This window comes from Bradyrhizobium sp. SZCCHNS30572 (assembly GCF_032484415.1).
Taxonomy (GTDB): Bacteria; Pseudomonadota; Alphaproteobacteria; order Rhizobiales; family Xanthobacteraceae; genus Bradyrhizobium.
In genome coordinates this window covers 561,646-582,991 of record NZ_JAUESY010000004.1, presented here as the reverse complement: position 1 = coordinate 582,991, position 21,346 = coordinate 561,646, and the positions used below count along the sequence as shown (strand labels likewise).

General features: G+C 66.6%; 23 protein-coding genes. 9 read left to right on the top strand and 14 right to left on the bottom strand.

Annotated features, from left to right (window positions below; genetic code table 11):
- Positions 1-75 precede the first annotated feature (75 nt).
- Positions 76-837: an outer membrane lipoprotein carrier protein LolA gene (locus QX048_RS13865; RefSeq protein WP_315716778.1), complete on the top strand. Its 762-nt coding sequence runs from the start codon at positions 76-78 to the stop codon at positions 835-837.
- A 19-nt stretch (positions 838-856) separates the two neighbouring features.
- On the opposite strand, the gene QX048_RS13860 is transcribed toward QX048_RS13865, so the two are convergent.
- Positions 857-1,927 (bottom strand): DUF2336 domain-containing protein, encoded by a 1,071-nt coding sequence (locus tag QX048_RS13860; protein ID WP_316200450.1) that lies wholly within the window; start codon positions 1,925-1,927, stop codon positions 857-859.
- 233 nt (positions 1,928-2,160) lie between these two features.
- On the opposite strand from QX048_RS13860, the gene QX048_RS13855 reads away from it, so the two are divergent.
- The 3 genes from QX048_RS13855 (at position 2,161) to QX048_RS13845 (ending at position 6,606) form a co-directional block, all read left to right on the top strand.
- Positions 2,161-3,699 (top strand): YifB family Mg chelatase-like AAA ATPase, encoded by a 1,539-nt coding sequence (locus QX048_RS13855; protein WP_316200451.1) that lies wholly within the window; start codon positions 2,161-2,163, stop codon positions 3,697-3,699.
- Positions 3,700-3,802: 103 nt separating this feature from the next.
- Positions 3,803-4,234, top strand: coding sequence for a hypothetical protein (locus tag QX048_RS13850; protein ID WP_316200452.1), 432 nt, complete (start codon positions 3,803-3,805; stop codon positions 4,232-4,234).
- Between the two features lie 137 nt (positions 4,235-4,371).
- Positions 4,372-6,606, top strand: a complete 2,235-nt coding sequence (locus QX048_RS13845) for a PAS domain-containing hybrid sensor histidine kinase/response regulator (protein WP_316200453.1) — start codon at positions 4,372-4,374, stop codon at positions 6,604-6,606.
- A 47-nt stretch (positions 6,607-6,653) separates the two neighbouring features.
- On the opposite strand, the gene coaA is transcribed toward QX048_RS13845, so the two are convergent.
- The 7 genes from coaA to hisB form a co-directional block, all read right to left on the bottom strand.
- Positions 6,654-7,610 carry a type I pantothenate kinase gene (gene coaA, locus QX048_RS13840; RefSeq protein WP_315716783.1) on the bottom strand — a complete coding sequence of 319 codons (957 nt, stop codon included), beginning with the start codon at positions 7,608-7,610 and terminating at the stop codon, positions 6,654-6,656.
- 33 nt (positions 7,611-7,643) lie between these two features.
- Positions 7,644-7,967 (bottom strand): phosphoribosyl-ATP diphosphatase, encoded by a 324-nt coding sequence (locus tag QX048_RS13835; RefSeq protein WP_315716784.1) that lies wholly within the window; start codon positions 7,965-7,967, stop codon positions 7,644-7,646.
- 77 nt (positions 7,968-8,044) lie between these two features.
- Complete coding sequence (gene hisF / locus QX048_RS13830; protein ID WP_315716785.1) at positions 8,045-8,821, bottom strand: imidazole glycerol phosphate synthase subunit HisF; 777 nt, start codon at positions 8,819-8,821, stop codon at positions 8,045-8,047.
- A gap of 11 nt (positions 8,822-8,832) precedes the next feature.
- Entirely contained in the window at positions 8,833-9,567 is a 735-nt protein-coding gene (gene hisA / locus QX048_RS13825; protein WP_316200454.1) for a 1-(5-phosphoribosyl)-5-[(5-phosphoribosylamino)methylideneamino]imidazole-4-carboxamide isomerase, read from the bottom strand.
- 59 nt (positions 9,568-9,626) lie between these two features.
- The gene (hisH, locus tag QX048_RS13820) at positions 9,627-10,277 is read right to left on the bottom strand and encodes an imidazole glycerol phosphate synthase subunit HisH (RefSeq protein ID WP_315750522.1); all 651 of its coding nucleotides are present in this window, start codon (positions 10,275-10,277) and stop codon (positions 9,627-9,629) included.
- Positions 10,274-10,798 carry a DUF2628 domain-containing protein gene (locus QX048_RS13815; RefSeq protein WP_316186437.1) on the bottom strand — a complete coding sequence of 175 codons (525 nt, stop codon included), beginning with the start codon at positions 10,796-10,798 and terminating at the stop codon, positions 10,274-10,276. The genes hisH and QX048_RS13815 overlap by 4 nt, the downstream gene beginning before the upstream one ends.
- Before the next feature lie 27 nt (positions 10,799-10,825).
- Positions 10,826-11,419, bottom strand: a complete 594-nt coding sequence (hisB, locus tag QX048_RS13810; protein ID WP_315716789.1) for an imidazoleglycerol-phosphate dehydratase HisB — start codon at positions 11,417-11,419, stop codon at positions 10,826-10,828.
- Positions 11,420-11,614: 195 nt separating this feature from the next.
- Between hisB and hslV the strand changes: the two genes are divergently transcribed.
- The 4 genes from hslV to QX048_RS13790 all read left to right on the top strand — a co-directional run bounded on the left by hslV (position 11,615) and on the right by QX048_RS13790 (position 15,378).
- Entirely contained in the window at positions 11,615-12,193 is a 579-nt protein-coding gene (gene hslV / locus QX048_RS13805) for an ATP-dependent protease subunit HslV (RefSeq protein ID WP_315825696.1), read from the top strand.
- Positions 12,193-12,690 (top strand): GNAT family N-acetyltransferase, encoded by a 498-nt coding sequence (locus QX048_RS13800; protein ID WP_315825695.1) that lies wholly within the window; start codon positions 12,193-12,195, stop codon positions 12,688-12,690. Before hslV ends, QX048_RS13800 begins: the two co-directional genes overlap by 1 nt.
- Positions 12,691-12,717: 27 nt before the next feature.
- Positions 12,718-14,022 (top strand): ATP-dependent protease ATPase subunit HslU, encoded by a 1,305-nt coding sequence (gene hslU, locus QX048_RS13795; RefSeq protein WP_315716792.1) that lies wholly within the window; start codon positions 12,718-12,720, stop codon positions 14,020-14,022.
- A 234-nt stretch (positions 14,023-14,256) separates the two neighbouring features.
- On the top strand, positions 14,257-15,378 hold the full coding sequence (locus QX048_RS13790; RefSeq protein ID WP_316183644.1) for a hypothetical protein: 1,122 nt from the start codon (positions 14,257-14,259) through the stop codon (positions 15,376-15,378).
- Between the two features lie 3 nt (positions 15,379-15,381).
- On the opposite strand, the gene QX048_RS13785 is transcribed toward QX048_RS13790, so the two are convergent.
- The 3 genes from QX048_RS13785 to QX048_RS13775 all read right to left on the bottom strand — a co-directional run bounded on the left by QX048_RS13785 (position 15,382) and on the right by QX048_RS13775 (position 18,418).
- Entirely contained in the window at positions 15,382-15,957 is a 576-nt protein-coding gene (locus QX048_RS13785) for a Smr/MutS family protein (protein ID WP_315716794.1), read from the bottom strand.
- 12 nt (positions 15,958-15,969) lie between these two features.
- On the bottom strand, positions 15,970-17,550 hold the full coding sequence (locus tag QX048_RS13780; RefSeq protein ID WP_316183647.1) for a murein transglycosylase A: 1,581 nt from the start codon (positions 17,548-17,550) through the stop codon (positions 15,970-15,972).
- Positions 17,551-17,719: 169 nt separating this feature from the next.
- Positions 17,720-18,418: a Tim44/TimA family putative adaptor protein gene (locus QX048_RS13775; protein ID WP_315750514.1), complete on the bottom strand. Its 699-nt coding sequence runs from the start codon at positions 18,416-18,418 to the stop codon at positions 17,720-17,722.
- A 384-nt stretch (positions 18,419-18,802) separates the two neighbouring features.
- Between QX048_RS13775 and secB the strand changes: the two genes are divergently transcribed.
- The gene (gene secB, locus QX048_RS13770; RefSeq protein ID WP_315716797.1) at positions 18,803-19,291 is read left to right on the top strand and encodes a protein-export chaperone SecB; all 489 of its coding nucleotides are present in this window, start codon (positions 18,803-18,805) and stop codon (positions 19,289-19,291) included.
- A 57-nt stretch (positions 19,292-19,348) separates the two neighbouring features.
- Here the strand turns inward: secB and dnaQ are convergent, their stop codons facing one another.
- The 3 genes from dnaQ to QX048_RS13755 are packed head-to-tail and all read right to left on the bottom strand — an operon-like array spanning position 19,349 to position 21,336.
- Positions 19,349-20,047 (bottom strand): DNA polymerase III subunit epsilon, encoded by a 699-nt coding sequence (dnaQ, locus tag QX048_RS13765; RefSeq protein WP_315716798.1) that lies wholly within the window; start codon positions 20,045-20,047, stop codon positions 19,349-19,351.
- A 42-nt stretch (positions 20,048-20,089) separates the two neighbouring features.
- Complete coding sequence (gene coaE, locus QX048_RS13760) at positions 20,090-20,689, bottom strand: dephospho-CoA kinase (protein ID WP_316173465.1); 600 nt, start codon at positions 20,687-20,689, stop codon at positions 20,090-20,092.
- A 38-nt stretch (positions 20,690-20,727) separates the two neighbouring features.
- The gene (locus QX048_RS13755; protein WP_316191528.1) at positions 20,728-21,336 is read right to left on the bottom strand and encodes a Maf family protein; all 609 of its coding nucleotides are present in this window, start codon (positions 21,334-21,336) and stop codon (positions 20,728-20,730) included.
- Positions 21,337-21,346: the final 10 nt, after the last annotated feature.

Sequence of the window (21,346 nt, the reverse complement as noted above, 5' to 3'; positions counted from 1 at the left end):
TTGTTGAACAGCACGTTTTCGTATCACGCAGCTTGGCGCGGGCGCCGGATCGGCGCTTGGCTGGTCGCCTGCGCCGTGACGATATGCTCTGTCGCCGGTGCGTCCGGTCACGCCGCCGCGCAGGGCACGCCGGCTCCGAAATCAGGCCCGAAGAGCGGCTCCCAGCTCAGCGCCTCCGACCAGCAGCGGGCCGGCCAGAGCCCCTCGACCACCCAGACGGCCCCGCCAAACCCGGTCATTCCCGATCCCCGGCGCAACGTGCCGGCCAGCATCTTCACCTCGTTCGACGCCAACCAGAAGGCGCAGGCGGCCAAGGTCAGCGCCTATCTGTCGTCGCTGCAGACCCTGGTCGGGAACTTCGTCCAGGTCGGCCCGGACGGCAGCAAGACCAAGGGCGATTTCTACATCCAGAAGCCGGGCAAGGTCCGCTTCGAATACGAGCCGCCGACGCCGATCGACATCATCGCCGACGGCTCTTCCTTGGTGGTGCGCGACCGCAAGCTCGCGACCCAGGACGTCTATCCGCTGTCGCAGACGCCGCTGCGTTATCTGCTGTCCGACCGCATCGACCTGTTGAAGGACACCAACGTGATCGCGGTCGCCGCCGACGACCTTTACGTCACGATCACGATCGAGGAGAAGCAGGCCCTGATCGGCACCAGCCGGCTGATGCTGATGCTCGGCGCCAAGGACGGCCAGCTCAAGCAGTGGACCGTGACCGATCCGCAGGGCTACGACACCACGATTGCCGTCTACAATCTGGATACGACCAAGAAGCTCGATCCGGCGATGTTCAAGATCGACTTCACGGCCTATCCGAGCACGCCGCCGGGCTGACGCCGCCTCTCGCGCTCGCTCAGCGCGATTCGAGCCCGCGCACCTTCCATTGCGCTTCTGACAGTGCGAGCTTCTCGAAGCGCTTGCGCGCCTCTTCGAGGTCATCGGCCGGAAGCGCGTCGCAGCCGGGCCGGTCGCGCAGGATCATCGACGTCGTCGCCCAGCTGAGCCGCGCGGCCTTGCAGGCCAGCAGCAGGTCCGTGATGCGGTCCTCCTCCAGCAGCGATTCGATCGTCTCGATGGTGACGACGCAGAGCAGCGCCAGCGCTGCTATCACGGCAGGGAAATCGCCGGTGGCGCAGAAGCGGTTGACGGCGGAGTCGCCGAGCTTGCCGGTCCGGCTAAGGGCGGCAACCTCGGCCTTGACCTGCTGATAATCCCAGATCGCGCGCATTGCCGCGCCGGGCGAGCGGGTCGGCGTCGCCTGCAGAGTGGCGCGGGTCGCCGGCGGCGCGGCCTTGATGAAGCGGGCGCGGGCGCCCTCGCTGGCCGCGGCGACGAAGGCCCGCGACAGCTTGGCCGGCAGGTCGGTGCGCAGCGCCAGCTTCTCGGCGAGATCCTCGTCGCGCTCGGCGATCTTGAACAGGCTGCGATAGCCGTCCTCGGACAGCCGGGCGGAAAGATTCTGCGCCAGCGCCATGCGCACCGCCGGAAAGCCGCGCGCGATCAGCTGCGTCGTGAGGCCGTCGCCGATGCCCCTGCGGCTGGCGATCGCAACGAGATGCGCCGGACTGCCGGTGCGGATGAACTCGGCGAGGTCGCGCTCGGTCAGCACCGCCGCCTTGGCCAGCATCGGCCCGGCGACGCGCAATTCGGGGTGAACGGCGAGCATCCGCGCCGTCGCGTAAGGCGCGCGCTCGACGCCGGCGAGCGCCATGCTCAGCTCGGCCAGCAGCTCGGTCGCGACCTGCGGCATCAGCCGGGCGAACATCTGATCGTAGAGATCGAGCTGCTCGGCCGAGGCCGGCCGCGGACCGGCCAGGAACAGGCTGGTGGTCCGGCGCAGCATGTCGGTGGCGAGCTCGGACACCGTCCGCGCATCACCGGGGGGCGTCTTGGCGGTCGGAGCTGCCGCAGGCGCTGGAGGCATCGCACGTCCCTCGTTGGGCGCCTCCCTCGGCTGTGACGGAGGCGCGGGTCGATCTTCAATTGAGGAAGAATGCGAAGGCCGGACTAAAGGGGCGTTAAGCGCAGCGGACGGAGCTGAAACCCCACGCGGCTGTCGTTAATGGATTGCGGCAGAGCGCGGCAACAACAGTGTTCCCGTATTGTTCTTGCGAACGATGCCGGCTTCCGCTAGCCTCCTTGTCCGGGAGGGGCATCATGGTCCAGCGCGTTTCCACCGTCGCCTTCGAGGGGATCGAGGCCCGCGCGGTCGACGTGCAGGTCCAGGTCGCGCCCGGCCTGCCGGCCTTCGCCATCGTTGGCCTGCCGGACAAGGCGGTGTCGGAAGCCCGCGAGCGGGTGCGCTCGGCGCTGATCGCCTCGGGCCTCGCGTTGCCGGCGCGGCGGATCACGGTGAATCTCGCGCCGGCCGACGTGCCCAAGGAAGGCAGCCATTACGATCTGCCGATCGCGCTCGGCCTGATGGCCGCGATCGGCGCCATTCCGCCGGATGCGCTCGGCGGCTTCACGGTGCTCGGCGAGCTCGGGCTCGACGGCTCGATTGCGCCGGTCGCCGGCGTGCTGCCGGCGGCGATCGGCGCCAATGCGCGCGAGGAAGGATTGATCTGCCCGGCCGCCTGCGGCGCCGAAGCGGCCTGGGCGAGCCCGGACCTTCAGATCATCGCGGCGACGTCGCTGATCCAGATCGCCAACCATTTCAAGGGCACGCAGGTGCTGTCGCGGCCGCAGCCGAAGATCCAGGAGGCACCCGCCAGCCTGCTCGACCTGCGCGACATCAAGGGCCAGGAGAGCGGCAAGCGCGCGCTGGAGATCGCGGCCGCCGGCGGGCATCATCTGCTGATGATCGGCTCGCCCGGCGCCGGCAAGTCGATGCTGGCGGCGCGGCTGCCGTCGATCCTGCCGCCGCTGTCGCCGGCAGAGCTCTTGGAAGTTTCGATGATCGCCTCGGTCGCCGGCGAGATCGAGGGCGGCGCGCTGACGTCGCGCCGGCCGTTCCGCAGCCCGCATCATTCCGCCAGCATGGCGGCGCTGACCGGCGGCGGCCTGCGCGCCCGCCCCGGCGAGATCTCGCTGGCGCATCAGGGCGTGCTGTTCCTCGACGAGCTGCCGGAGTTCGATCCGCGCGTGCTGGATTCGCTGCGCCAGCCGCTCGAGAACGGCGAGGTCTCGATCTCGCGCGCCAACCACCGCGTCACCTACCCTGCCCGCTTCATGCTGGTCGCCGCGATGAATCCGTGCCGTTGCGGCAACGCGTTCGAGCCCGGCTATGCCTGCAAGCGCGGCCGCATCGACCGCTGCACGTCCGACTACCAGATGCGCATCTCCGGCCCGCTGATGGACCGCATCGACCTGCGCATCGAGGTCCCCGCCGTCACCGCCGCCGACCTCATCCTGCCGCCCGCCAAGGAAGGCTCGGCCGAGGTGGCCGCCCGCGTCGCCGCCGCGCGCGACCTGCAGCGCGCCCGCTATGCCAAAGCCGGCCTGCCGCACATCCGGACCAACGCCGAGGCCCCCGCCGCCGTGCTCGACGAAATCGCCAGGCTCGACGCGCCCGGCCAGAAGCTGCTGCGCGAAGCCGCCGAGACGATGCGGCTGTCGGCGCGCGGCTATCACCGCGTGCTGCGCGTGGCGCGGACGCTCGCCGATCTCGACCACACTGATGCGATCGGCCGGCTGCATCTGGCCGAGGCGCTGTCGTATCGCGCGCTGGCGGAGGACAATCGCCACGCGGCGTAAGGGCGCCCCCTCCCCCTCAACACTCTGGTAACGACTTCTCTTTACGCTCCGACAACCATAAGGCCCGCGTTCCGTCATTAGGCCTGCCGCGTCGGTGCGTATCATGTTGCGTTTCAAGGTCCTTGTCTCGGCCGTGCCGCTGATCGCGGCCGCGGTCATCGCCAGACTCGAATTGGCGCCCTCCCCGCAGCCCTGCATTGCCGTCGGTGCCGACAGCATCTCGCTCGGCTCGGCGCCGTTTACCGCCGATCTCCATGTCGACTTCACCGATGACCCGGCGCTCGCCACCGTTCGCGTGGCGCTGGCCGACAGTCCGGAGACGGCCGATTTCGTCGTGGTCGACGATGTGCTCGCCAAGGAGGATCGTGGCTGCGGCATGACTGCCGCGACCGCGGTCGTCGCGATCGCCGCCGATCCGCATCCTGGCGCGCTCCGGATCCATCTCGCCAAGGACAGTGCAGCAGATGCTCACGCCGCCGCGCTCATCGTCTCGGCCCGCGGCCACGACTCACCGCCCGCCGATCCGGTTCTGTGAGTCGGGCTAACGCCCGGTTCACCATCTCAGCACGGCTTCATCGCGCGTGCATGACCTTTCAAAGTCTCAGCAATACCGACGCCGCATGGTGCGGGCCGGCCATGACATTGGGATCGAAATCGTCGGGGGTGATCGAGATGGGACGGATTTTTCACGTCAGGCTGCGCCTGCGCCGGTTCACGCGCCGTCACCGCACCATCTTCGCCATCCTGCGCTCGCTGATGATCTTCTCCGCCGGCTTCGGCGGCGCGTACGGCTTCATCAAGGCCAGCATCTCCGAGAACTCCGGCTATAACCCGCACACGTTCGCGATCGGCGCCAGCTTCCTGTTCGCGCTCGCCTGCGTCGGCCTGGCCACGCTCAGCATGCGGCTGCGCTTCGTCGCCAGGAAGATGCACAAGATTGCGCTCCACAACGAGGTGCTGGCCGACCGGAACTGGGAGCTGCAGGAAGCCGAGCAGCGCGCCCGCAATCTGTTCGAGCAGCAGGGCGATCTCATCGTCATGCGCGCGCACGGCGGCAGCATCATCTTCGTCAACGACGCCTATTGCCGGATGGCGGGCCTCGATCGCGACAACCTGCTCGGCAGCGCGTTCACTTTCGAGCTGATCGAGCAGGGCGACAGCGCGCTGGAGCCGAACGGCACGCGCGTCCACGACCAGCGCATCGAGAGCGCGATCGGGCCGCGCTGGATCGCGTGGCGCGAGGCGCTGGTGCGTTCCGACGCCGGCCAGCCCGCCGTGCTGCAATGTGTCGGCCGCGACGTCACCGACCGCACCGAGACCGAGCGGGCGCTGGCGGACGCGCGCGATCAGGCCAATGCCGCGAACCGCGCCAAGTCGCGGTTCCTGGCGATGGCCAGCCATGAGATCCGCACGCCGCTGAACGGCATCCTCGGCATGAGCGGACTCTTGCTCGAAACGCAGCTGACGCCGGAACAGACGACCTACGCCAAGGCGGTCCGCACCTCGGGTGAGGCCTTGATGTCGCTGATCGACGAGCTGCTCGACTATTCCAAGATCGAGGCCGGCAAGCTGGCGCTCGAGGCGCAGCCGTTCTCGCTGGCGGCGCTGATCGAGGAGATCACCGAGCTGCTGGCGCCACGGGCGCAGGCCAAGCAACTGGAGATCGCGGCCTATCTCGACGAGCGGCTGCCGACCTGGGTGACGGGCGACGCCGCGCGGCTGCGCCAGGTGCTGCTCAACCTCGCCGGCAACGCCATCAAGTTCACCGCGACGGGCGGCGTTGCCCTGATCGCCGAGCCCGGCATCTGGCCGAACGAGATCAGCTTCCAGGTGTGCGACACCGGCATCGGCATCGCAGCCGACGCGCAGGAGCGGATCTTCCGCGAATTCGAACAGGCCGACGACAGCGTGGCGCGCAGCTTCGGCGGCACCGGGCTTGGCCTTGCGATCTCGGACCGGATCGTCAAGCGGATGGGCGGCCGCATCGCGCTGCAGAGCGCGCTCGGCGCCGGCTCGACCTTCGAGGTGTCGGTGCCGCTGCCGCCGGCGCTGGAGCGCGGCGAGCAGAACAGCTTCCGCGGCCCCGATCTCGCAGGACGGTCGATCATGCTGGTCGCGCCGGCCGGGCTGCAGGCCGAGCTGATCGAGCGGCGCTTGCAGAACTGGGGCGCGCAGACCTGCCTGGTCGCCGAGGCCGAGGTGGCGGAGGCCCTGCTGCCCGAACGCGCCTGGCACGCCGTGCTGGTCGACGACAGCATCGGCGGCGATGTATCGCTGCGTGTGGGCGGGGTCGCGCAACGTCATACGACGCGGCTGATCGTGCTGGTGACACCGGCGAGCCGCCACGAGCTGGCGCCGGGGGCGCCATTCAACGGCTATCTCGTCAAGCCGCTGCGGGCCGCATCGCTCGCCGCGCGCGTGAGCTTCGACACCGACGGCACGGTCATGGCCGACGATCCGATCCCGACCATCGCGCCGCCGATCGCGGCCCAGGCCGGCACGGGACTGTCCATCCTGGTCGCCGAGGACAACGACATCAACGCACTGCTGATGCGCTCGCTGCTGAGCAAGCTCGGCCACCACGCCGACATCGCCGTGCATGGCGAAGCCGCGCTGGACTCCTGGCTCGCGGCGCGCTCGGCCGGCGCGCCCTATGATCTGATCCTGATGGACGTGCAGATGCCGAAGCTCGACGGCATTGCCGCCGCCAGGCGCATTCGCGCCATCGAGGCCAGCGAGCCCGGCGGCCGCACCCCGATCCTGGCGCTCACGGCCAATGCTCTGGTCGAGGACCGTTACGCCTGCTTCGAGGCGGGCATGGATGGGTTCCTGGTCAAGCCGATCGATCGCGACAAGCTCGACGAGGCGCTGGCGAATCTGGCGGCGGCGCGACAGGTGCCAGCGTAGGTCATTAGTTGGAGCGGATCAGCTCGCGCCGCGCTCGCGGGCCCCGCTCACAACCGCCTCAGCGCCACCGTCTCGATCTCGTGATCCGCGCCCTTCTTCAGGATCAAGGTCGCACGCGGCCGTGTCGGGAGGATGTTGTCCTCGAGATTGGCCAGGTTGGTGCGCTCCCAGATCGCGATCGCGGTGGCGATGGCCTCCTCGTCCGACAGCAGCGCGTAGCGGTTGAAGTAGGACCGCGGATCATGGAACGCCGTGTCGCGCAGCGACAGGAAGCGCTTGACGTACCATTTGCGCAGGATCGCCTCGTCGGCGTCGATGTAGACCGAGAAGTCGAAGAAGTCGGAGACGACCGGCACGGCCTGGCCATCGCGCGGCAGCGGTCCGGTCTGCAGCACGTTGACGCCTTCGACGATGAGGATGTCCGGCTGGTCGATCTCGGCCCACTGATTGGGGACGATGTCGTAACTCAGATGGGAATACACCGGTGCGCGCACGGGATGGCGGCCGGCCTTGATGTCGGAGAGAAAACCGAGCAGCCGCGGCAGGTCATAGCTTTCCGGAAAGCCCTTCTTCTGCATCAGGCCCTGCCGCTCCAGCACCGCGTTCGGATACAGGAAGCCGTCGGTGGTGATGAGATCGACCTTGGGCCGCGGCGACCAGCGGGTCAGCAACGCCTGCAGCACGCGCGCAGTGGTGGACTTGCCGACCGCCACCGAGCCGGCGACGCCGATGATGTAGGGCATCTTGCGGTCGCGGATGCCGAGAAACTGGCGCTGCGCGTAGTACAGCCGCTGCGCCGCATCGACATACATCGACAGCAATCGCGACAGCGGGAGGTAGATGTCCTCGACCTCCTGAAGGTCGAGACGATCGTGCATCGACCGCAGCTTGGAGAACTCGCCGGGCTCCAAGGTCATCGGCGTGTCGTTGCGCAGCTCGGCCCATTGTTCGCGGGTGAAGACGCGGTACGGATTATATTGTTGTTCGGTGGTGCGCATGTCCATGACGCTGCCCTTCGTTTCCCCCGCCGTCGCGCCCTACTCCGTCTTGCGCGACGCCTTTTCTTCCAGCCCCGATTGGCCGGTCCGCTTGCCGAGCGCCGCCTCGACCTCCTCGAGCCGGACGTCGCGCGACTTCAACAACACCAACAGATGAAACAGCAGGTCGGCGCTTTCGGAGATCAGATGCTCACGGTCGGTGCCAAGTGCGGCGATGACCGTCTCGACCGCCTCCTCGCCCATCTTCTTGGCACATTGCGGCGGACCCTTGTCGAGCAGCTTGCGCGTATAGGACGCCTCGCCGCCCGCCGCGGCGCGCGCGTCGATGATGGCAGCCAGATCGTGAAGCGTGAAGCGGGACATCAGCCGGTACTCGGAACGCCTGCCCGACCACGGCGGCCGGACCAGCGTTCATCTAACATTTTTGCGACGCAATGTCGTCAGGGATCGAGCCGCATCGGCAGCCCCTGGCGCACCATGTGCTCCTTGGCCTGCCGGATGGTAAATTCCCCGAAATGGAAGATTGACGCCGCCAGCACCGCGGTCGCGTGGCCCTCGCGGATGCCGTCCACCAGATGATCGAGGTTACCGACACCGCCGGAGGCGATCACCGGCACCGGGACGCTGTCGGCGACTGCCCGGGTCAGCGGCAGGTCGAAGCCCTGGCGGGTGCCGTCGCGGTCCATCGAGGTCAGCAGGATCTCGCCGGCACCGAGCGCGACCACCTCCTGGGCGTATTCCAGGGCATCGATGCCGGTCGATTTGCGGCCGCCATGGGTGAAGATCTCCCAGCGGCTGCCGCCGCCCGGCCGCGACACGGACTTGGCGTCGATCGCCACCACGATGCACTGCTCGCCGAACTTCTCGGCCGCCTCCTTGACGAATTCGCGCCTGCTCACCGCGGCCGAATTGATCGAAACCTTGTCGGCGCCGGAACGGAGCAGGGTCTTGATGTCGTCGATGGTGCGCACGCCGCCGCCGACCGTGACCGGCATGAAGCAGGCCTCCGCCGTGCGCCGGACGACGTCCAGCATGATGCCGCGGTTCTCATGGGTGGCGGTGATGTCGAGGAAACACAGCTCGTCGGCGCCGGCCGCGTCATAGGCGATCGCGGCTTCGACCGGATCGCCGGCATCGCGCAGATTGACGAAGTTGACGCCCTTGACGACTCGTCCGTCCTTGACGTCGAGGCAGGGAATGACACGGACCTTGAACATCCTGTTTCCTCCTACGCACGCGCCGCGCGGATCAGCGCCAGTGCTTCCGCGGGATCGAGGCGGCCGTCATAGAGCGCGCGGCCGGCGATGGCGCCTTCGAGCTTTTTCGCCCGCGGTGTCAGCATCGCCTTGACGTCCTCGATCGAGGCCAGGCCGCCGGAGGCAATCACGGGAATCGAGATGGCGTCGCCGAGCGCGATCGTGGCGTCGAGGTTGAGGCCCTTGAGTAGGCCGTCGCGTGCGATGTCGGTGAAGATGATCGCGGCGACGCCGGCGTCCTCGAAGCGCTTGGCGATGTCGAGCGCGGTCACTTCGGATGTCTCGGCCCAGCCCTCGACGGCGACCTTGCCGTCGCGCGCATCGAGCCCGACGGCGACGCGGCCGGGGAAGGCCTTGGCTGCGGTCTTCACCAGCTCGGGATCGCGCACCGCCGCGGTGCCGATGATGACACGGGTGATGCCTTTGCTGAGCCAAGCCTCCACCGTCTCGAGATCGCGGATGCCGCCGCCGAGCTGCACCGGCATCTTGACGACTTTCAACATCGCTTCCACGGCGTGCGCATTCATCGGCTTGCCGGCGAAGGCGCCGTCGAGATCCACGACGTGGAGATAGTCGAACCCCTGGTCGGCGAAGCTCTTGGCCTGCGCGGCGGGATCGAGGTTGAACACGGTGGCGCGCGCCATGTCGCCCTGCTCCAGGCGCACGCACTGGCCGTTCTTCAGATCAATGGCAGGAAACAGGATCATCGGAGCTGTCTTTCAGGCAAGCGCCCTGCTCGCCCCTTGGACGAGCAGGCACGCTGCGCTCATGGCTTCCACTTCAGGAAGTTGGAAATGAGGGCGAGACCGAATCGCTGGCTCTTCTCGGGATGGAATTGGGTGCCGATCGCGGTGTCCTTGCCGACGATCGCGGTGACCGGTCCGCCGTAATCGGCGCGTGCCAGAACGTCGCTCTCGTTGACGGCATTCAAGTGATAGGAGTGCACGAAATAGGCGTGCAGGCCCTTCGGTCCGAGCGGCAGCCGCTCCAGCACCGGATGCTCTTGCAGCGCATCGAGCGTGTTCCAGCCCATATGCGGGATCTTCAGGCTCTCGTCGCGAGGCGTGATCTTCTCGACGTCGCCGGAGATCCAGTCGAAGCCGTCGGTGGTGACGTGCTCCTTGCCGCGCGTTGCCATCAATTGCATGCCGACGCAGATGCCGAAGAATGGCCGCGCCTTGTGGCGCACGGCTTCGGTCATCGCCTCCAGCATGCCGTCGACGGAGTCGAGCCCGCGGCGGCAGTCGGCGAAGGCGCCGACGCCGGGCAACACGATGCGATCGGCGCGATAGACCGTATCGGGATCGCGTGTCACGACGACCTTCTGCGGATCCGCCATGCCGCGCGCGGCGCGCTCGAACGCCTTGGCGGCGGAATGCAGATTGCCGGAGCCGTAATCGATGATCGCAACACTCATCGTCCACCTCCGGGTTCGGGAAACAAGCCAATGATGCTGGCATGCGGCAGCGGCGGCGGGTGCTGCCCATTGCCATTGTCGCGTGTCGGCGGCGCCGCGCCGCGATCGACGGTGTGGTTGTCGTAGCCGAGCGTGCTGCGCCGGGCGGCCCAGCGCTCGAAGAAGCGGCGCTCGGCGGCATCGAGATCGTCGGCGACGACGACGTCGATCTGGCGCCAATTGCCGCGCGAGTAGCTCCAGCGCTTCAGGCTCGAGGCTTCGAGCCCGAGCAGGATCGCAAGCAACAGATCGATTCCGGCAATCGCGCCGCCGCTGACGCCGACGCGCACCAGGACGACGTCGAGCGCGATCGTCAGCACGGCCCAGACCAGCATCGCAAGCCAGAGACGATGCCAGGCCAGCCAGACGGCGCCGAGCACGGCGGCCCAGAAATGGAAGCCGTCGCGGATGAAGACAAAGCGATCGGTCGAACGCAGATCGACCCCGGCGGCCAGGGGAGCGTGAACCGTATAGACGGGCATGTCGATAATCCCTTGGGAGGAGGGAGGTCAGCCGCCGAGCTGACCCTTGGTGGATGGCACTTCGCCCTGATTGCGAGGATCGATCGCAAGGGCTGCGCGGAGGGCCCGCGCCAGACCCTTAAAGCAGGATTCGGCGATATGATGGGCGTTCTCGCCGTACAGCGTCTCGACATGCAGGGTGATGCCGGCGTTCATGGCAAAGGCGTTGAACCACTCGCGCACCAGCTCGGTGTCGAACTCGCCGATCTTGTCGCGCGCAAAGGTCGTGCGGAATACCAGCATCGGCCGGCCCGATACGTCGATCACGACGCGCGTCAGGGTCTCGTCCATCGGCATGTGGATCGAGGCGTAACGGGTGATGCCGGCCATGTCGCCGAGCGCCTGACGCACGGCCTGGCCGAGGGCGATGCCGACATCCTCGGTGGTGTGGTGGAAATCGATATGGAGGTCGCCGACCGCCTTGACGGTCATGTCGATGCGGGAATGCCGGGCCAGCAGATCCAGCATGTGATCGAAGAAGCCGATCCCGGTCGCGATGTTCACGACGCCGGTGCCGTCGAGGTTCACGGACACCTCGATCTCGGTCTCTTTGGTCTTGCGCTTGATGGTCGCGCTACGCATGGGGTCAGCTTTCCCTTGAAAACGCGGCCCTTTTATCAGGCGGATGTCACCTTAGCTACTGCGGGATGACGCCCCTCGGCCTTGATCTCGGGCCATGGTGAGCGGATTTCAAGGCCCGCCAGGGCAGGGCAGGGACCCGGTAATTGTATCCCGACGCCTGAACGCCTAAATCAGAGGATCAACCAGGGACCCCCCATGCACGCATCCGCGAACGAGCCCACCGTCTGGCACGGCACCACGATCCTGACCGTCCGCAAGGGGGGCAGGGTGGTGATCGGCGGCGACGGCCAGGTCTCGATCGGCCAGACCGTGATCAAGTCCAACGCCCGCAAGGTGCGCAGGCTCGGCAAGGGCGACGTCATCGGCGGCTTCGCCGGCGCCACCGCCGACGCCTTCACCCTGTTCGAGCGGCTGGAGAGCAAGCTGGAGCAATATCCGGGGCAGTTGACCCGGGCAGCTGTCGAGCTCGCCAAGGACTGGCGCACCGACCGCTATCTGCGGCGGCTCGAAGCCATGATGATCGTCGCCGACAAGGACGTCTCGCTGGTCCTGACCGGCACCGGCGATGTGCTGGAACCTGAGGCCGGCGTGATGGCGATCGGCTCAGGCGGCAATTACGCGTTGGCCGCGGCGCGGGCCCTGCTCGACACCGACAAAGACGCCGAGAGCATCGTGCGGCGCTCGCTCGACATCGCCGCCGACATCTGCGTCTACACCAACCGCAACATCACCATCGAGACCTTGCAGGGCGGCTCAGCCATGGTGCGGGATTAATGGCTCAGGATTACGCCATCCGCGCAATGGCTGCCGCCGACCTGCCCTTGATACGCCGTTGGCTTGGCACGCCGGACGTGATGCGGTGGTGGGGAGAGCCCGACGAGCAATATGCGCTGGTGAGCGGCGATCTCGCTCATCCTGACATGGACCAATTTATCGTCGCGATCGATGGCCGGCCGTTCGCATATCTCCAGTGCTATGCGCTCTCAGCATGGGATCATGGATTCGGGCCTCAACCGCCCGCCACGCGTGGCATCGATCAGTTCATCGGCGAGCCCGACATGATCGGGCGCGGCCATGGGGCGCGTTTCATTCGGCAGTTCGTCGAAGACCTGCTGCGATCGGCCGCGCCACGCGTGGTGACCGATCCAGATCCGGCGAACGCCCGTGCCGTGCGCGCCTACGAGAAGGCCGGATTCAGACGCGATCGGCTCGTCGAAACGCCGGAGGGCTCTGCGCTGCTGATGGTGAGCCAGCCCGGCGACTTGCCCTGATTGCGATCCAAACCTAGCTAGAGCCCCATGACCGACTTTTCACCCCGCGAAATCGTCTCCGAACTCGACCGCTACATCGTCGGCCAGGCCGACGCCAAGCGGGCGGTGTCCATTGCCTTGCGCAACCGCTGGCGCCGGCTGCAGCTCGATGCAGGCCTGCGCGAAGAGGTGCTGCCGAAGAACATCCTGATGATCGGGCCGACCGGCGTCGGCAAGACCGAGATCGCGCGGCGGCTGGCCAAGCTTGCGGGCGCACCGTTCCTCAAGGTCGAGGCGACCAAGTTCACCGAGGTCGGCTATGTCGGCCGCGACGTCGAGCAGATCATCCGCGACCTCGTCGAGGTCGCGATCGCCCAGGTCCGGGAGCGCAAGCGCAAGGACGTCGCCGCCCGCGCGCAGCTCGCCGCCGAGGAGCGCGTCCTCGACGCGCTGGTCGGCGCCAATGCGAGTGCTGCGACGCGCGACTCGTTCCGCCGCAAGCTGCGCGCCGGCGAGCTCAACGACAAGGAGATCGAGATCGAGACGCAGTCCTCCGGCGGCGGCTTGCCGATGTTCGAGATCCCCGGCATGCCGGGAGCCCAGATGGGCGCGATCTCGATCGGCGACATCTTCGGCAAGCTCGGCGGCCGCACCAAGACGCGGCGCGTGACGGTCGAGGCCTCGCACGACATCCTGATCGCGGAAGAATCCGACAAGCTGCTCGACAGCGAGCAGCTGGTGCAGGAAGCAATCAGCGTGGTCGAAAACAACGGCATCGTGTTTCTCGACGAGATCGACAAGATCTGCGTGCGCGAGAACCGCGCCGGCGGCGACGTCTCGCGCGAGGGCGTGCAGCGTGACCTGCTGCCGCTGATCGAGGGCACGACGGTCTCGACCAAGCATGGCGCGGTCAAGACCGATCACGTCCTGTTCATTGCTTCCGGCGCGTTCCACATCGCCAAGCCCTCGGACCTCTTGCCGGAGCTGCAGGGACGATTGCCGATCCGGGTCGAGCTGCAGGCGCTGACGCGCGACGACATGCGGCGCATCCTGACCGAGCCGGAGGCATCGCTGATCAAGCAATATGTCGCGCTGATGCAGACCGAGGGCGTGACGCTCGACATCACCGACGATGCGATCGACGCGCTCGCCGACATCGCAGTCGCCGTGAATTCGACGGTCGAAAACATCGGCGCGCGCCGGCTGCAGACGGTGATGGAGCGCGTGCTCGACGAGATCTCCTTCACGGCGTCCGATCGTAACGGCGAAACCATGCGCGTCGACGCTGCGTATGTGCAGCAACACATCGGCGACCTCGCCAAGAACGCGGATCTCAGCCGGTTCATTTTGTAGTCGGCTGCGCCTAGCAAGCGCTGAGCTTCTTCGCTCCGGCGCGGCGTCAAAATCCGCTGTCGTCCCCGCGAACGCGGGGACCCATAACCACCAAAGCTGATTGTGACTCACGATGGCGGCTCCAGCCTTGCCTCACCACGAACGGCGGCGGCAATGGGTCCCGGCTCAAGGCCGGGACGACAGTGGTGGACGGGGCGACGACCTCGTCTCCATCTATCACCGCTCGGACGCCGCATGACCGCCGCCTCCAGCAAACACTGGCGCCTGATGCTCGCCGTGAACGCCGCCGTCATGCTCGGCGTGTTCCTGCACAAGCTCACGCTGCCGCCCTACATTCCGTACATCCATCTGCTGGTCGACTATCATTTCGGCTTCATCAAGCGCGCGCTGATCGGTGCCATGGTCGGCCTGTTCGCCGCGAAGGTGCCGGTCTGGCTGGTGTTCGCGCTGGCCGGTTGCGTCTGGCTCATCACCCTCGCGCTGTTCGCGCAGCTCTTCCGCCGCACGTTCGGCTTCGATCGCGCACGGCTGCCGCTGTTCATCTTCACCGCTTGCTCACCGTTCGTGTTCAAGAACTTCCTGTTCACGCTCGGCCATTTCGACATCTATGGCTGTCTCGGCGCGATCGTCCTGCTGCTGGTGCCGGCGCGCACGCTGGCCTACGTGCTGCTTGCGGCATTGATTTCGGCCCTGCTCGTGCTGATTCATCACATCCATCTGCTGATGTACGTGCCGACCATCACCGCGATCGTCGTGCTGCGCTACTACCTGACGCGTCCCCGCACTCGCCTAGATATTGCAGTCGGCGCCAGCGCGCTGCTCGGCCTCGGCGCGCTGTTCCTCGCGGCGCAATTCCTCGGCACCATGCCGCTGCCCGAGGCCGACTTCGTGTCCTACTTGCGCTCGCGCATGGTCGATCCGTCGCGCACCGAGCTCTTGCAGTTCGCCTATGTCTGGTATCAGCCGCTCGCCAAGGAGGTGCAGGACACCTGGGCGCGGCTGCCGTCGAACCTGCTGGGCCTGCCCATCTATGCGCTGCTGCTGTGGCTGCACGCGCCGCTGTGGCGGAATCTCAAGGATCTCATCGGCGCCTTGGCTGACAAGCGCCATCGCCAGATCGTCATCGCCGCTCTGATCGCGATCAGCTGCGCTTACCTCGTCATGTTCGCCATGGTGTTCGACTATTCGCGCTGGATCTCGAGCTGGGTGGTCTGCATGGTACTGATGCTGCACGCGGTGAAGACGCTTCCTGCGACCAAGCCGATCACTCCGATCGACGCCGACGACCGCATGACGACGATCCTGGGATGGATCGTCACCGCCGTACCGCGGATCGGGATCATCCGCCCGTTCTGACGCTCAGCCGCGGGCGCGCCTGATCCGGACATAGAGCGCGCCGGCGCCGCCATGGCCGACATGAGCCTCCTCGAAGCCGACGATGAGCGAGCGGAATTCCGGCAGGCTGAGCCAATGCGGCACCTGCCGCCGGAGCACGCCGCGTTCGGGATCCGCCCCGATGGTGCCCTTGCCGGTGATGACCAGCACGAAGGTGAGACCGTCATGCTGGGCGCGATGCAGGAAATGATGCAGCGCCTGATGCGCCCGGCTCTGGGTCATGCCGTGCAGATCGAGCCGCGCATCGATCTCGCTGCGGCCGCGCGACAGCTTGGACCGCTCCTTGCGGCCGAGCGAGACCAGCGGCGGGATCGCCGGCCGGGCCGGCTTGGGCACGACCACCGGCGCGACCGGCCGCGGTGTCATCATCGGCTTGTCCGGCTGCGGCTCGGCCGTCACCATCGGCGGATGCGGCCGCACCGGACGGTGCGTCTTGCGCAGCGGCTTGACCTGGCGCGCCACCGTCTCCCACAGCGTGCGCTCGTCCTCGGAGAGGCCACGCTTGCGACGGCCGCGCGGCGGCTCGGGATCTTCAGACATGGAGACGGCTTGTCATCGGCGGTTGCGATGGCGCCTGCCATAACGCAATCGGCGGATATTGCGATCACTTTCGATACGGGGGCGGGCCTCGGGCAGGGGCACGGGCTGCGGCGCCACAACGTTCTGCGCCACCGTGGTTGCCGGGATTGCGCTCGCGGCGGAAGCAGGGGCCTTCGCATCGTTGACCGGGGAGGCGACGGCTTTGGCGGCCTCCTTCGGCAGCACCTGCGGAAACAGTTTTGCGATCTTCTCCGACGGGCGTGCATCCGGCAGCGGCATCTTGCGGCCACGCGCGACCGGATCGAGGCTCTTCGGCACCAGCATCACGAACTGGATGCTGTGCTTGAGACGGCCGGAGACCTTGCCGGCGTCCTGGCCGGCGCCGAAATAGAGATCGGCGCGCGCAGGTCCGACGATCGCCGAGCCTGTATCCTGCGCAATCATCAGCCGGTGGAACGCGGTCTTCGACTTCTCGGATTCGATCGGCAGCTCGCCGGTGATGAAGAACGGCGTGCCATAGACGTGCAGCGACTTGTCGACCGCGATCGAACGGCCGGGCGTCAGCGGGATGCCCTGCGCGCCGACCGCCTCGTCCTTCTCCGACAGCTGCACCTCGCGGAAGAAGATGTAGGAGCGGTTCATCCGCCGCAGGTCATTGGCACCTTCCGGATTCTGCTCCATCCAGTCGCGGATACGCTGCATCGACATCTGCTCGCGCGGAATGATGCCGCGCTCGATCAGGATGCGGCCGACCGGTGTGTAGGGAAGGCCATTATAGGCATCGTAGTTGATGCGGATGGTCGAGCCGTCGTCGAGACTGATGCGCGCCGATCCCTGGATCTGGGCAAACAGCAGGTCGGTCTGGTTCCTGAGCCACGCGATCTCCAGGCCGCGGCCCTCGATGGCGCCGTCCTCGATCTCCGCGCGGTCGTAATAGGGGACCAGCTTGCGCCGTCCGATCTTCCGATAGACGGGACCCTTGTTGGGCAGACTCGTCGCGTCCTGCTTGAAGCCACGGACGAACAGATTGGAGGGGCGACGATAGACCGGAACGTTGTAGACCTCGTTCTGGGTCCGCGAGCCCTCGATGACGGGTTCGTAGTAGCCGGTGACGAAGCCATCGGCATCGCCAAGCTTGGAGATCTTCAGCGGCTCGAAGTGCCGTTCGAAAAATGCCCTTGCCGCAGCATTGTCAGCGAGATCGGTGGCCCGAGCGTCGCGACAGGGGTCGCGCAGGGAATCACCCAGCGGCTTGCCATCCGCCTTGGCATCCGGCGCTGCATCCGTCTTTGCGGCGATCGGCTTGCAGCTGGCGCGGAACGTCCGATAGGCCGCAAGCTGGTCGTCGTCGTTCCAGCCGGGCACGTCGTTCCAGGCCAATGGCAGGTACTGGCTGTTGCTGATCTCGAGCGGCCAGTCGAGTTGCGGGTAGGGCAGGTGGCGCACCGGGGGCGCCGCCGCCCGGTGGCGCGAGCGCACCGCCTCGGCCGCATAAGGGGCGAGCGCCACGGCGGCGACGCTCAGGGCGAGCGCCGGCGTCCAGTATTTCAGGCGATGAGCGGTGAAACCCCGCTTCCAAATTTCGCGAACCATGCTTGCACCATCAAAGTACCACTCAACGCGAAATTCAGAGAAAACGGGATGCTGAAAAGATCCGGGTCAAAAAGCCGAGGATGGACCTCGTCGTCCTCCTTGCAGAACGGGGTCGACATCGAGAGCGGGCGATCTCCCGATGTAACGCCGGCGGCGGCAACCTATTCCATCAATGGCTGCCGGTGCCGACCAGCTTCCAATTGGGATCGCGCGAGCCGGTATCGCGGGCGAAAGTCCAGATGTCGGTGATGTCGGCCACCTTGTCCGGATTGCCGTCGACGATGTTGCCCCCCTTGTCGCGTGTCACCGAGATCATTTGCGAGACGAAGCGCACCGTCACCTGCGCGGTGCGGTCGCGCAGCTCGGCACCGACCAGTTCGGCGGTATCGATGGAGACGAAGCGGGTTTCGGTCTTCTGCTCCTGCTTCTCACGCTCCTTGATGACGGCGTCGAAACTCTCATAGACCTCGGACGACAACAGGTCGCGCAATGCGCGGCGATCGCCATTGGCGAACGCCAGCACGATCATCTCGTAGGCGCTGCGCGCGCCGGTCAGGAAATGGCGCGGATCGAACGACGAGTCGTCGGCGACGATCGCGTCGAGGCCACGGGCGAGCGGTGTGCCCGGCTCGGCCAGGCCACGCCAGCGATCGCCCGGCGCCGGCATCTCGCCGCCGGGGACCGCAGCCGAGGGATCGATGGGCTTGTTGGGAACCGGCATGACGTGGTTGTCCGGCGCGCCCTGGACCGCGTTTCGGGCGGCGTGATCGAACGGCCGCTCGCTCCCGGTGCGCTGCCCGAGCACGGCGCGCAGGCGGATGAAGATGAAGACCGCCAGCGCCAGGAAGATGATGGTATAAATGTCCACTTCGTGTTCGCTTTCTGACTTGTCGAGCCGAACGCGGAGCCCGGCCACCGGGCACCCGTTCTACAGGATCCGGGTAAAGACCCGTGAATCCCTCGGTCGACCCGGATGTAGTCATCGAATTGGGCCCGGCCAATGGCACATTGTGGCCCGGTGATCCTAACCCTTTTCCCTCTCAAGGGGAAATCCGATCGACCTTGGATTGGAACAGAGTAGACGGTCGCTGGTTCCGCCCCCGGGGCGATGCGACAAATAGAGGCATGCCGGCCGGATCAACCCTCTGCCTCGGCCTTTTGCGGCGTCCGTGCCTCGTCCTTGTGGAACAAGCCGGCCCTATGGTAGCCACGCGCCGCAACGACCCGCCCTTTTTGCCTGGAGAACACTGCGATGACCAACGGTAACGGCGCCACTCCCGAGGCGGCTCCTCCTCCTCAACTGAACGTGCTGGCGCAATACATCAAGGATCTCTCGTTCGAGAATCCGAACGCTCCGCAGTCCCTGGCGCCGCAGGGCCAGCCGCCGCAGATCAACATCCAGATCAATGTCGGCGCCAATGCGCTGAATGACACCGAATACGAGGTGACGCTGACGATCGAGGGCAAGGCCGAGAGCGGTAGCCAAGTGATGTTCAGCTTCGAGCTGGTCTATGGCGGCGTGTTCCGGCTGGTCAACATTCCGCGCGAGAACCTGTCGCCGATGCTGCTGATCGAATGCCCGCGCCTGCTGTTCCCGTTCGCCCGCGAGATCGTCGCCAATTCGGTGCGTGACGGCGGCTTCCCGCCGCTGATGCTGGACCCGGTCGATTTCGTCGGCCTGTACCGCCAGAACATGGAGCGCCAGGCGGCGGCCCAGGGCGGCCAGGTGCTGTCGAGCTGATCCGGTTCTGCTTACGATTGATGTTTGCCGGGCGTGATCCGCTGCCGATCAGGCGGATCACGTGCCGGCGAGAAACTCCGTCCAGATCGGCTTGTCGCCGAGCGTGGCGATGAAGGCGCGATGCGCCTCTCGCTCCGCATCCGTGACCCGCGGCAACAGCGGCTGCTCGCGCTGACGGCGCGGCGTCTCGCCGGCAGATCCGATGCGGATCTCCTGGCTGTCCTGGGTCAGGATCAACTGCGACTGCCGCGCCCCGACCAGATCGACATAGACCTCCGCCAGCAGCTCGGCGTCGAGCAACGCGCCGTGCTTGGTGCGGCGTGAGTTGTCGATCGCATAGCGTGAGCACAGGTCGTCGAGGCGGTTCGACACGCCGGGATGCTTGCGACGTGCCAGCAGCAGCGTGTCGACCAGACGGTCCCTCGGAATGGCCGCGCGCTTGACCCGGTCGAGCTCGGCATTGATGAAGCCGATGTCGAACGAGGCGTTGTGGATCACCAGCGGGGCATCGCCGATGAATTCCAGGAACTCCTCCACGATCTCGTGAAACAGCGGCTTGTCCGCGAGGAACTCGCTCGACAGTCCGTGAACCGCGAACGCCTCCGCCGGCATGTCACGTTCGGGATTGATGTAGCGGTGGTAGACTTGGCCGGTGGGCATGCGGTTGATGATCTCGACGCAGCCGATCTCGACCAGGCGGTCGCCGCGCAGGGCGTCGAGGCCGGTGGTTTCGGTGTCGAGAACGATCTCACGCATCTGATTTGATCCGTCGAATTCCGCGCGGCCGGCGTTCGCGAATCAGCGTCGGCGCTGTGGCATTCTAACGACCTCCGCCAGGATGTCGCGGATGCGTGCCCGCACCGGATCGAGCCCGTGCGAGGTATCCACGACGAAATCGGCGCGCTTGCGCTTCTCGGCATCCGGCATCTGCCGTGCGAGCAGCGCATCGAGCGCTTCTTCCGTCATCGTGCCGCGCGCCAGAATGCGCTGACGCTGGATCTCGGGCGCGGTCGACACCACCACCACGGCATCGACGCGCTTGTCGCCGCCGGTCTCGAACAGCAAGGGGACATCGACGACGGCAACGGGCACGCCGGACTGCTCGGCGTCGTCGAGAAACTTCTGATGATAGGAGCGCAGCATCGGGTGCACGATCGCTTCGAGCCTGCGGATCGCGTCGGCATCACCGACGACCTTGGCGGAGAGCCTGGCCCGATCCACCTTGCCGTCCACCGTGGTCCCAGGAAATTCGGCTTCGATCGCCGGCACGGCTTCGCCCTCATAGACCTTATGAACGGTCGCGTCGGCGTCATAGACCGGGACGCCGGCTTCGGCGAACAGCTTTGCGGTCGTCGACTTGCCCATGCCCATCGAGCCGGTCAGACCCAGCACTCTCATCCGCGGTCACTCCCCCTTGCGCGTGGCTGCGGTCGGCCTCAGATCCTGAGCAGCTTCGCTTCGCGAAAATAGGCGAGCAGCGGCAGCAGCGGCAGGCCGAGGATGGTGAAGTGATCGCCGTCGATGCGGTCGAACAGGTGCACGCCGAGCCCTTCCAGCTGGTAGGCGCCGACGCTGGATGTGACGGTTTCGCCTACGGCATCGAGATAGGCTGCGATCTCGGTTTCGGTGAGGGCACGCATCGTCATCCAGGCAACGGCGACGTGCGAGAACAGCACCTCGCCATTGCGGACCACGGCGATGGCCGAGTGCAGCGCATGGGTGCGTCCGCCCAGCGCCAACAGTTGCTGCATGGCATGCTGGCGGCCGGCTGGCTTGTTGAACATGCGCTCACCCAATGCCAGCGTCTGATCCGCGCCCACCACATATGAATTGGGCCTGTTTGCCGAGACCGCTGCGGCCTTCGCGTTGGCAAGGTGCAACGCAATCTCGTAGGGCGCGACCAGGCCAGCTTCGGCCTGCACCGCGCGTTCGTCGATATCGGCCGGAAGCGCCTCGCAGGCGAGGCCTGCGTTCGCGAGCAGCATCCGCCGCGCGCGGCTCTGCGATGCCAGAATGAGAGGCTCGTCACTGCACCAGATGGACATTGATCCGCTC